The organism is Streptomyces fulvoviolaceus, assembly GCF_000718165.1.
GTDB classification, from domain to species: domain Bacteria; phylum Actinomycetota; class Actinomycetes; order Streptomycetales; family Streptomycetaceae; genus Streptomyces; species Streptomyces fulvoviolaceus.
In genome coordinates, this window is sequence record NZ_JOEY01000071.1 from 35139 (window position 1) to 46521 (window position 11383).

7 protein-coding genes and 4 pseudogenes are annotated in these 11383 nt (G+C 68.6%); 8 read left to right on the forward strand and 3 right to left on the reverse strand.

The annotated features are described in order from the left end of the window. Positions 1-73: 73 nt before the first annotated feature. From IG08_RS61980 to IG08_RS58195, 5 genes and pseudogenes are all read left to right on the forward strand, one after another. A pseudogene (locus IG08_RS61980) lies at positions 74-262 on the forward strand (S41 family peptidase); the annotation flags it as partial. Positions 263-509: 247 nt separating this feature from the next. Continuing rightward, positions 510-977, forward strand: coding sequence for a S41 family peptidase (locus tag IG08_RS61985; protein ID WP_234343162.1), 468 nt, complete (start codon positions 510-512; stop codon positions 975-977). Between the two features lie 513 nt (positions 978-1490). Further along, complete coding sequence (locus tag IG08_RS0147280; protein ID WP_030619048.1) at positions 1491-2261, forward strand: IS5/IS1182 family transposase; 771 nt, start codon at positions 1491-1493, stop codon at positions 2259-2261. A 102-nt stretch (positions 2262-2363) separates the two neighbouring features. Next, positions 2364-3134 (forward strand): IS5/IS1182 family transposase, encoded by a 771-nt coding sequence (locus IG08_RS0147285; RefSeq protein ID WP_030619049.1) that lies wholly within the window; start codon positions 2364-2366, stop codon positions 3132-3134. Positions 3135-3194: 60 nt separating this feature from the next. Next, positions 3195-3492: pseudogene (locus tag IG08_RS58195) on the forward strand (transposase family protein); the annotation flags it as partial. Here the strand turns inward: IG08_RS58195 and IG08_RS59615 are convergent. Then, positions 3482-3661 (reverse strand): annotated as a pseudogene (locus IG08_RS59615) (ISKra4 family transposase); the annotation flags it as partial. The pseudogenes IG08_RS58195 and IG08_RS59615 overlap by 11 nt on opposite strands. Before the next feature lie 78 nt (positions 3662-3739). Here IG08_RS59615 and IG08_RS0147295 point away from each other — a divergent pair. Beyond that, positions 3740-4969: a tyrosine-type recombinase/integrase gene (locus IG08_RS0147295; protein WP_030619053.1), complete on the forward strand. Its 1230-nt coding sequence runs from the start codon at positions 3740-3742 to the stop codon at positions 4967-4969. Positions 4970-5154: 185 nt separating this feature from the next. Then, the gene (locus tag IG08_RS0147300) at positions 5155-7482 is read left to right on the forward strand and encodes a tyrosine-type recombinase/integrase (RefSeq protein ID WP_052425202.1); all 2328 of its coding nucleotides are present in this window, start codon (positions 5155-5157) and stop codon (positions 7480-7482) included. A gap of 26 nt (positions 7483-7508) precedes the next feature. Here IG08_RS0147300 and IG08_RS55135 read toward each other — a convergent pair. Together IG08_RS55135 and IG08_RS0147310 are read right to left on the reverse strand one after the other, a co-directional pair. Then, a pseudogene (locus tag IG08_RS55135) lies at positions 7509-8867 on the reverse strand (ISKra4 family transposase); the annotation flags it as partial. 77 nt (positions 8868-8944) lie between these two features. Next, on the reverse strand, positions 8945-9472 hold the full coding sequence (locus IG08_RS0147310; RefSeq protein ID WP_030619069.1) for a hypothetical protein: 528 nt from the start codon (positions 9470-9472) through the stop codon (positions 8945-8947). Positions 9473-9680: 208 nt separating this feature from the next. Here IG08_RS0147310 and IG08_RS0147315 point away from each other — a divergent pair, with 208 nt between their 5' ends. Then, positions 9681-11060, forward strand: coding sequence for a hypothetical protein (locus IG08_RS0147315; protein WP_030619072.1), 1380 nt, complete (start codon positions 9681-9683; stop codon positions 11058-11060). Positions 11061-11383: the final 323 nt, after the last annotated feature.

Below are 11383 nucleotides of genomic sequence, written 5' to 3' on the forward strand. Positions count from 1 at the left end.
AAGGCTGATCGCGCATACCGAAGGTGTCTAAACTCTTTGACGCTTGCTCAAGGGCAGTGCTCTACTCCCTGCCATGACGACTCCGACGAAGCTTGCGCTGGCCCCTGTCATCGACGAGACAGCCCGGCTCCTGAGCGAGCACTACGTCTTCCCCGAGATAGCCGAGCAGCTCGCCGGCCTGCTGCAACGACGCCTCACCGAGGGCGCCTACGACGTCGACGACGCCGAGGAACTCGCCCGGCTGGTCACCGCGGACCTGCAGTCCGTCAACGGCGACCGACACCTGAGACTGAAGCACCACGCCGACCCGGTCTCACCGAAGCAGGGGGCGGCCACCCGGGATGCCATGCGCCGGGACTTCGACACCTCGCTGGGCGGTGCGCCCCGGGTGCAGTTGCTCGACGGAGGGGTCGCCGTGGTGGAGCTGGCACCGATGCTGTTTCCGCTGGAGTGGGCCGCCGAACCGCTGGGCGCCGCGCTCACCCTGGCCTCGCGCCCAGGCGCTGATCGTGGACCTTCGCGCCAACCGGGGCGGCGACCCGGACACGGTCGCCTTCGTCGGCAGCTACCTACTCGACGAGCGCACCCACCTCAACACCATGTACTGGCGCGACGGCGAGCGCAGCGAGCAGTCCTGGAGCCTGCCGCACGTTCCCGGCGCGCGCTTCGGCGGCAGCAAGCCGTTGTATGTGCTGTCCAGCGACAGCACCTTCTCTGCCGCTGAAGAGCTGGCGTACGACCTCCAACAGCTCGGCCGCGCCACAGTCGTCGGCGAGCCCACCCGCGGCGGCGCACACCCGTGCCAGGGCTGGACGGTGCACCCGCACCTGGAAGCCACCGTCCCCGTCGGCCGCGCCATCAACCCCGTCTCCAGCACGAACTGGGAAGGCACCGGTGTGCAGCCGGACATCCCTTGCGCTGCTGCTGACTCCCTCGCCCACGCGCACGCACTGGCCCTCGCCCGACTGACAGGCTGACCCAGTTGTCAACGGCCTCGTAGTGCGGCTGGTTTTCTACGTGGGAGCTGACACCACTTGTTGCTCAGAGCGGGGAACGCCCGGGCCCAGGACACAACCGCGGGATGAAGTACTGCGAAAGAGACAGTGGTTGTGCACGGCCCCATCAAGATTTCCTCACCCGGGACCAGCAGCTGCTTCACGTCACGCGAGCGAGTTGTCCGCCAGGATACGTTCCAAGGATCGTTGACCCGTCCGGCTCATGGTGAAGGGTCAGCCGGTCCGAAGCCGCCAACGTCGAGAATCCCCGCAAGCCGACCAGCGGACACGGGTTGCGTCCAGAGAAGTGGTGTACGGGTTCGACCTGATCCGGGGGTTTGCTCCGGCATCGGGATGGTGCCCGCATAGTTGAACGGCCACCGGCTGATCTTCGAAGTGTCGAGCCGAGGACAACCTCGCTGCGGCGAGTCCGGCACGTGGTGGGCTGCCGCTAAAGCGTGTTGCACAAGGCTCTGAGCTGGGCATCTCCCTTGTATGGCTGGGGTGTTAAGGGCTGAGCGGGTGTGGGTGGAGACGTTCACCGGGCTGCAGGTGACGCAGTTTGCGCGTCTGCTCAAGGTGGTGCGGGAGCGGGGCGGCAACGGCACCTTGCGGGGCCGGCCGTGGTCGCTGCCGCTGGCCGAGCGGGTGCTGATGGTCGCGGTGTACTACCGCACGAACCTCACGATGCGGCAGCTCGGCCCGCTGTTCGGCGTCTCCTCCTCCACAGTGTGCCGGGTCATCCAACGGCTAGGCCCCCTGCTTGCGCTCGATCCCGTCGCCCGCCCGGCCGATGCAGCGGACCGGTTGTGGATCGTGGACGGCACACTGATCCCGCTCCGGGACCGGAGTGTGGCGGCCTCCAGCCGAAACTACCGATTCTCTGCGAATGTGCAGGTCATCGTGGACGCCGACACCAGGCTGGTGATCGCGGCGGCGCGCCCGGTGCCGGGCACCACCGCGGACGCCCACGCCTGGCGCACATCCGGGCTGAGCCGGCACTGCGAGGGTGTGACCGTACTGGGCGACGGTGCCTATCTCAACTGCGGGATGGCGGTACCGCACCGCAAACGCCCCGGACGGGCTCTGCTCCCAGGCGAAGAGGACGACAACGCCGCCCACCGCAAGGTCCGTGCTCGCGTGGAACACGTCATCGGCCGCATGAAGAACTACAAGATCCTCCGCGACTGCCGCCAGCGCGGCGACGGCCTCCATCACGCAGTCCAGGCCGTCGCCCACATGCACAACCTCGCCCTCGCCTCATGAGTAGACAACCCCGCTCACGGGCTCCGACCTGCCCGAACACGGGCTTGTGCAACACGCTTTAAAGCGTGTTGCAGAAGGCCGTGATCAGGGCATCTCCGTTGTATGGCTGGGGTGTTGAGGGCTGAGCGGGTGTGGGTGGAAGCGTTCACCGGGCTGCGGATCGAGCAGTTCGGGCGGCTGCTGAAGGCGGTGCGGGAACGCGGCGGTGACGGCTGCGGTTGGGGGCGGCCGTGGCGGCTGCCGCTGGCCGAGCGGGTGCTGCTGGTAGCGGTCTACTACCGGACGAACCTCACGATGCGGCAGCTGGCGCCACTGTTCGGGGTCTCGCCGGCCACCGTGTGCCGGGTAATCCAGCGCCTTGGTCCGCTGCTTGCGCTCGAGCCGGTCAGGGCGCCGCAGGATGCCATCGAGCGGTTGTGGATCGTGGATGGCACGCTCATCCCGGTCCGCGACCGCACGGTGGGCACGTCCTCGCGTAACTACCGGTTCTCGGCGAACGTGCAGGTCATCGTGGACGCGGACACGCGCCTGGTAGTGGCCGCGGCCCGCCCGGTGCCGGGTACGACGGCTGATGCGCAGGCGTGGCGGGACTCGGGCCTGGCCGAGCAGTGCCAGGGTGTCACGGTGCTCGGTGACGGCGCCTACATCAATACCGGGCTCGTCGTCCCGCATCGCAAACGCCCCGGACGGGCGCTGCTGAAGGGCGAGGAAGAAGACAATGCCGCCCACCGCAAGGTCCGCGCCCGCGTCGAGCATGTGATCGGCCGGCTAAAGAACTACAAGATCCTCCGCGACTGCCGGCAGCACGGCGACGGTCTCCACCACGCAGTCCAGGCCGTCGCCCGCATGCACAACCTCGCCCTCGCCGCGTGACCAGGCACCCCAACAGGCCAGCTCAGGCTGCCTGATCACGGCCTTCTGCAACACGCTTTAGGACGCCGGATCATCCGCATCTGCGAGCGCCAGGGCGTTCCCATCCTGGCGGATCTCGCCTATCAGGGCGGCGGCCCCTGGGTGAGGACCGGCATCAAGCGCAAGCCCCTGCAGGAACTCACCCTCACCGAGAAGACCGTCAACCAGGCCCTGGCTGCGGCAAGCACCGGTCGAGCGCGGCGTCGCACGCCTCAAGTCTTGGCGCATCTTCCGCAGATGCCGGTGCAGTCCAAAGCGTATGACGTCAATCGCCAAAGGGTGCGGATCCTCTGAAGTGGCGGTCGGGATCAAGCAGTGAGGCTGTAGTTCTGCTGGTCGAGGCTGGGGTAGAGGCGTTGATGTTCGCGGGCCGTGTGGAAGGTCCAGTAGTTGTCGAAGTCGCCGTTCGTGATCAGTGCGCGGAGTTGGAGGACGGCTTCGGCGCCGTCGAGTCCCCAGCGGGCGCCGGTGATGTCGAGGCGGTCGCTGACTGTTGACTGAACTATCCCGTCTGTCTTCGCAGTTCACGGCATGAGGCCGTGTTCTTGTGGCTACCGTCTGGGCGCATGGCTGAGGCTCGTGAAGGTTCTGGTGAGTTCGCGGGGTTGGTGGTGCCGCCGGTCGGTGCGGTGGTGGAGACCACCGATCCGTGGGAGCCGTACCGGATGCTGGATGCTTCCGGGGCGGCGGTCGGTCCGGTCGCGGAGTACTTGAAGGACCTGCAGGCGATCGGGCGGCCGGCGACGACGCAGCGTTTGTACGCGCTGGCGTTGCTGCGGTGGTTCCGATTCCTGTGGGCGGTCGAGGTGCCATGGGGACAGGCCACCCGCGTGGAGGCTAGAGACTTCTGCCGGTGGCTGCAGGTGGCCGAGAAGCAGAAGGGCGACGGCGCCGTCCCGCAGGGACGCGTGAACCCGGTGACCGGCAAGAGCGGTCCCGGCCGTCAGTACGCGCCGCGGACACGGGCGCACAGCGAGACCGTCCTCCGCGGCTTCTACGCCTTCCATCTGGAGATGGGGACCGGCCCGCTGGTCAATCCGTTCCCGCTGGTCAGAGGAAGAGACGGGGAACGAGTGGGGGCTCACCGCGCTCCGACGGCGCCGGTGCGGTTCGACCGCAGCGGCCTCTACCGCCCGAAGATCTCTCAACGGGTTCCCCGGCGGATCCCGGACGACCGGTTCGACGAGCTGTTCTCGCGGCTGCCCTCGCACCGAGACCGGGCGCTGGTGGCGCTGTGGGTATCCACGGGGGCCCGAGCCTCGGAGTTGCTGGGCGTGCGGTGCGGGGAAGTGGACGTGGGCCGACAGCTGGCGACGGTGGTGCGCAAGGGCAGCCGGGCCCTGCAGTCGCTTCCCGCGTCTCCGGACGCGTTGGTGTGGTTGCGCCTCTACCAGGTACAGATGGAGGGGCTCATCGAGCCGGACGCCGACGGTCCGTTGTGGTGGACGCTGCGGCGTCCGTTCCGTCCGCTGTCCTATCCGGCGGCGTATCGGATGTTCCAGCGGGTCAACGCCATGATCGGGGCGAACTGGAGCCTGCATGACCTGCGGCATACCGCGGCCTACCGGATGGCGCGGGACCCGGGAATGCCTTTGACCGATGTCCAGTGGGTCCTGGGACACGCCCAGTTGACCACCACGCAGCTCTATCTCTCGCCGGTGCCGGAGGACGTGATCGCCTCGGTGCTGGCCCACCACCGCAGGACGGCCGACCGCGCCGCCGAACCGCCGGTGCCGACGGTCCCCGGCTACCGGAGCGAGTCACTTGACGTCCTGTTCGGCCGGGGACCCGCGTGACGAGCCGGGCACCAGCGCCGACCGGAACAACGGACACAGCCGCACCGCAGGAGCGATCGCTCCGGGGCCGGGATTCACAGGAACTGCGACGCCGCTTTCCGCCGCGACCGGCACCGACGTCCTGGCCAGCCACGTCCTGGAGCCGCACGGCGGTACTGACCCGGCTGGCCGCCCCGCCGCTGACCGTGGGCACCGCGTCCAACCAGCGGCGCCGCCGCCGCGCGGCGGTCCTGTTCCTGGACTGGCTGGAGCAACAGCCCGGACAGACCTGGCAGGAACGCTGGAATGCCAGCGAGATCGCCGACGACCCACGCTCCGACTGGCGTCTGACGGTGGCGAGTTGGGCACGGGACGCCGGCCGCACCGGCACGATCGGGCACGACGGGCTGGTGGCGGCGGTCACCTCCGGTCTCGGCCAGCTCCTCTACGCCGACGTCCTGCGTCCGCCGATGTCCTGGCTCGTGACCAGCCCGATCCGCTTCCCCCTGGGCCGGGAGATTCCTCGCCTGCGTGACCCGCACGGCTTCGCCACGCTCGCCGAGCAGGCCACCACAACCGGGCTGAGCTTCGACCAGCGCCGCCACGCCATCGAGCAGGTCTCCGTGATTCTTGCGGCCAAGGGCGGCACCCTCGCCGACATCACGGTCGGGGACTGCCTGGAACTGATCGAACTGCGCGACCGGCGCAAGGCCGAGGGCGCCGGCCATCCGGGGTGGGGCTTCTACCAACTCCTGCACGCGCTCGGACACTTCCCGCCCGACGCACCGACCACTCTGCGCATGCTCGACCGGCGCTTCGGCCACCAGCTCAGCGTCGAGGAACTCGTCGACCAGTACGCCCTGGCCTGCCGGCCCGTGCGCGACCTGCTGGTCGCCTACCTCGCCGAGCACCGGCCCCGCCTCGACTACGCCTCCCTCAAGCAACTCGCCTACCACCTGGCGAAATTGTTCTGGAAGGACCTGGAAAACCACCATCCCGGGATCGACTCCCTGCGGCTGCCACCGGACATTGCCACCGCCTGGAAGAGCCGCACCGCCGTGAAAACCGTCATCGCCCGCACCGCCGACGGCCACCAGGTGGAGACGAGCGAGGCCCGCGCCGACGCCGCCACCCTGCTGACCACGGTCCGCGCGCTCTACCTCGACCTGTCCCACTGGGCCAGCGAGGAACCCGAACGATGGGCGGCCTGGGCGGTCCCCTGCCCGGTCCGCCGCACCGACATCGGCGCCACAAAGGACGCCGCCCGCCGCAAGTCGCGGATGGACCAGCGCACCCGCGAGCGCCTGCCCCACCTACCCGCCCTACGACGCCACGTCGACAACGCCCGCGTCCACGCCGCCGCCCTGTTGAAGACGGCGGACCGGACACCGCCAGGCGAGACGTTCAGCCATGGCGCCACCTCACTGCGACGCACCCGGATCGCCACCGGAAGTTCCCGCATCTGGGCCGAGGACCCTGTCACCAGCACACGACGCGACCTCACCCGCGAGGACGGCACCGCGTTCTGGACCTGGGCCGCGGTGGAAGTCCTGCACGCCACCGGGATCCGCATCGAGGAACTCACCGAACTGTCCCACCACAGCCTGGTCCAATACCGGCTGCCCTCCACCGGCGAACTCGTACCGCTGCTGCACATCGCCCCGTCCAAGAACGACCTGGAACGGCTTCTGGTGATCTCACCCGAGCTCGCCGACGTCCTGGCCGCGATCATCCACCGCGTCCGCGACGCGGCCGGCGCCGTCCCCCTCGTCGTCCCCTACGACGTCCACGAGCACGAGTTCACCCCGGCCATGCCCGTCCTCTTCCAGCACCGCCACGGCGCCGATGCCCGCCCCATCAGCGCGGGGACGATACGCCGCTGGATCACCGACGCGGCCAACGGCATGGGGCTGACGGATGCCTCGGGCGCGCTGCTGGACTTCAAGCCCCACGACTTCCGCCGGATCTTCGCCACCGAAGCGATCATGAACGGGATGCCACCGCACATCTGCCAACTGATCATGGGGCACGCGAACATCAACACCACCATGGGCTACAAGGCCGTCTACCCTGAAGAGGCCATCACGGGCCACCGCGCCTACCTCGCCCGCCGCCGTGACCTGCGGCCCTCCACCGAATACCGCTCGCCCACCGACGAGGAGTGGGAGGAGTTCCTGGGCCACTTCGAGCACCGGAAAGTCTCCTTGGGCACCTGCGGACGCGCCTACGGAACCGGCTGCATCCACGAACATCCCTGCATCCGCTGCCCACTTCTGCGGACCGAACCTGCCCAGCTACCCCGACTCCTCGAGATCCGCGACAACCTCCTCGCCCGGATCGACGAAGCCCGCGAGCACGGCTGGCTCGGCGAGGTCGACGGCCTCAATGTCAGCCTCTCCGCCGCCAACAACAAGATTGCCCAGCTCGAGGAATCAGTACGCCGGACCACAGATCTCGGCATGCCCCGCTTCCACGACGTCGCCCCGCACACCATCACCCCGAGCACCGGGCCGCATCCCGATCCCGATGCCTGAAGCGGATTCGCGATGGTTCAGATAACGATCAGGTGGCGGCAGGCTCCTTCGACAGCGCCGGTGGCGATCGGCCAGCCGGCCGCGAGGGCGGTGTCGTAGTGGAGCTGGTCTAGGTGGCCGACGAGGTAGCGGTGGCAGGTGGTGACGGCCTCGCAGCGGGTGGTGGGAAGCTGTTCGTCTGCGGCCTGGGCGGTCATCTCGGTGGCGGCGCGGTCGGCGTGTCCGGCGAGGATCGCGGTGAGTTTGTCCGCGGCCCAGGTCTCGGCCTCGCGGCTGCCGGGAGGGTGGAAGGCGTGCGCGGCCGTCCAGCAGTACTCGGCAACGTGCACGAAGTCGAGCAGGACGTGCAGGCGGATGTCGCGGCGGGAGGCTTCGTCCTGGATCAGGTCGAGTTGGTGGCGGGCGCCGTCGACGAGCACGATCCAGTCCCGCAGATGCTGCGGGTCGCGGGCCTCGGCCTGGTCGAAGGCGTCGGCGACGACCTGCTCCGGGGAACGGATCACCGAGGCGGTGCACCATTTGCGCTCCGCTTTCGGGCCCGGCCTCGGCGGCCTGCTCTCGCTGCGTCCGCCGGGCGGATGCACGATGTCGTGCGGCCGGCGCGGGGCGGGCGCGGTGTCGAAGACGCAGGCCACCGTCGCCATGCGCTTGCGGTTGGGTTTCTCCCCCGGAGCCAGCCGCCCGCGCCGTCCGGCCGCCGCGGTCTTGGCCGCGGCCCGGCGGGTGGCCTCGCGCAGGGCTTCGGGACGCATCACCACGCCCTTGCCGTCGACCTGGAGGACCAGCGGCATCTCGCGCATGCACGGAGTGGGGATCTTCACCGTGTAGTAGGCGGCGACGTCGACGGCGGCAGCGACCACCAGCTCCTTGAGGCGGCGCTTGCCCAGCACTCTTCCGCACCGACGCTCGATCGCTTCCTGGGCCTGGTCGAACGAGCCTTTCACGGCTTCCAGGACCGCGAGCCGGGCCAGGCCGCGGGAGTGCCGGCCGGCCGGCAGCGACAACTCTTCGTCCGCCGGGTGCACGTTGGACACGCCCCGGCCGCGATAGGCGATCCTGGTCACCCGCACCGGCCCGAACATGCAGGTCAGCCAGCGGGGATGGTTGATCTCCCGCCAGGTCCGCGGCTGTCCTTCCGGCCCGCGCACCACCGGCCGTCCCGCGCTGACGCGGGCCGCGGCTTCTTCCGCCCTCGCCCGCATGTCGAGGTGATCCTGCATCAACTGCCGCAGCAACTCGCGCCCTTGCTGTTCGAGCAGCCCCTCCAGCTCGTCATGGGCCATGCTGTGCGCCGGGGCGCCGGCCAACGTCGAGACAAGGCGTTCGAAGGCATCACGGGAGGCGGCATACCCTTCAGGCTCGGATAAGGCGTCATAGGGTTCCATCTGGGGCTCTTCTTCGGCTCTTCGTGTTGCGATTCGTTTGGTTGGCACCTTCGAATCTACGGAGAAGAGCCCCTTGGTCACCGGGAGTTGACCCGGTCGGCGTTCCCGTCATGGCGGGCCAGGGTGAACCGTCCCGGCGCGTCCTCGTCCAGCCAGCCCCGCTCCACCAGACGCTTCAGCTTCCCCCGGGTCCCCTCGATCTTCGCCGTGGTGGCCTCCAGCCCGATCCGCGGCACGATCTGCTTGGCCTGCAAGGGACCTGGAGCGTCAGCGACGATCTCCACGATGTCCCGGTACACGTCCGGCAGCACCTCAGCGACCAGGCCCTCCCGCCACGGCGGGACCGCCATCACCCCAATGCCGTGAGGCGTCGGCGTTTCCTCGGGTTCCGGCACATCGCGCGCCTCCACCTCCGGCGCTTCCTCCGCGGCCGACAACTCCGCCAGCACCTGCATGACGGTCTCCCGCGTGATCTCCAACCGCGACAGATCCGCCCGGGCCTTCTCCAGCCGGACGGCCAACTCCGCAGCCTCGGCCTGGAGTTCTTCCACCCGCTGTCGAGCCGCGGCCTCCCGCGCCTGGAGCTCTTCCGGCAACGACACCATGGCGCCCCACCTCCACCTCGCCACGGTAGAAGCACGACGGCACCGCCACACGTCAATCAGCGTCTTCCCAGCTCACCTGTCCCTCGAAAGGACCCGCACCCAAAGCAGATCAAGCCCACTGTCACGTGGGCTGATTTTGGATGCATATTCCACTCGTGTGCGGGCTAGCGTTCCCTCGATCAGATGACCAGCGATGAGGGGGACCATCGTGTACCGCATTCGTCCGGTGGCCAACGGCACCCGCACCGATCACCCCATCCCGGGACTTCCGTTCGTCAACGACGGCCGCCTGCCTCTGGACAACCCCGACGCGATCGAGCGAACCGGCCGGAACCAAGGCGAAGGGCTGTGGGGCAGGACCGACCGGAAACGTGACGGGGGATGGGTGGCGTTCACCACCGAGCCCAAGAACCCGGCCTTCGCGTGGGCGGTGTACCACCACCCGGTCCACGGCCGCACCGTCCTGCTGATTCACGACGGCGACCTGGGCAGCCTGCACCATGTGTGGATGTACGAGTCCGGGATCCTGTTTCGCCACGGCGGATACTGGTGGGAAGGGGATCGCTGGCACCGCCCCGGGCAGGTGTGGGATGCGGCTTACGAGCGCTACGACAGCCGGCCTGTCGCCAACCAGGTGACCATCACAGCAGCCGACGTGCTGAGGGCCCCCTGCGACTCCCAGCAGGCCAGCATCTCGAAGATTGCCAGCTTCTCCGCGCCCGAAGCACCGATAGCCAACTGGCGAGACCACTTGGCCCTGTGGGCAGAGCTTCGCGCCTCTCAGCCCGGGGCCAGGCCTCTGGAAGCCTGCGTCGTCGACCTCCACGCGCCCGAGCTGGAAACAGACGACCTGGTCGACCTGGCAGGGCTGGCGAAGATCGCGGCAGTGCCCTCAGACGACATGCCCGACCTCCGCTACGGCGGGGCCAAAGAGCTCCCCGAACCGCAGGACGGGGCAGTCGAAACGATGCGGTGGTCAGTGCCTGTCGCCCGGGACTGGGCTGAGAACTACCACCAGAAGAACGGCCCCAAAGCCCTGCTGTCGGCGACCACCTCGTACGACACTACCCAGCCAGCCGGCCTGGTGGCCGACCACAACCAGCTGCGCGGCCGCTTCTTCGAAGATCTCACTGAACCCCACGGCCGGCGCCGCAAGCCCTACATGAGGGGCAACGACGCCCGGCAAGCAGCCGACGACCTCGCGTGGACCGCCGCAACCAGCCTCATGTACGGGAACGACTACGGTCTGATTCCCCACTTCCCTCTTCGCCAGGTGCTGATCGATGCCGTTCTCGGCCACCTCGCCGAAGACGTTGAACGCACCAACGAGGCGAAGGGAGAGATCTCCCTCTCGGACCTTCCCACCAGCACGGTGAAAATGCTCGTCTGGTACTTCCAGCGCCACCCCGACGCCACCGCGAGCATCCTCGGCGAGATCTGCCTTCAGGCACGCGCGCGTCTCAGCCTCCGCCCTGGCCAGGTCGGCGATCTGCTGCGCATGTCCTTCCACCTGGACAGCGATCTTGGCAAAAGCGCTATCGACCGCCTGATGGACATGGCATTGCCTCCGTCCGCGCGCGAGCGTTAGAACCGCGCGTAGGGGGGCGATTGCTTGGGTGGCGTGGGTGCAGCGCAGCCTTTGCATGGGCTGGCAGCGCGCGGTAGCGCGCTCATGGTGTCCTCCGGTCGTGGCTCGAGTTCACGCGTAGTCCCTCGGCAAGGGGCCGTGTAGGGGACGCCAGCGAGGACGTGCGGATCGCGTCCGGCGGACAGCTGTCCGTCATCTACTTCGTGAACCGGGCACTGAGGCACGAGTAATTGTCAAGAGTTGTGGGTCAGCAGCGGCTCACCATGATTCGCGGCCCAGGTGCACGAGACCTTGGATGATGCCCAAGCGGGTGTGCAGGGTGG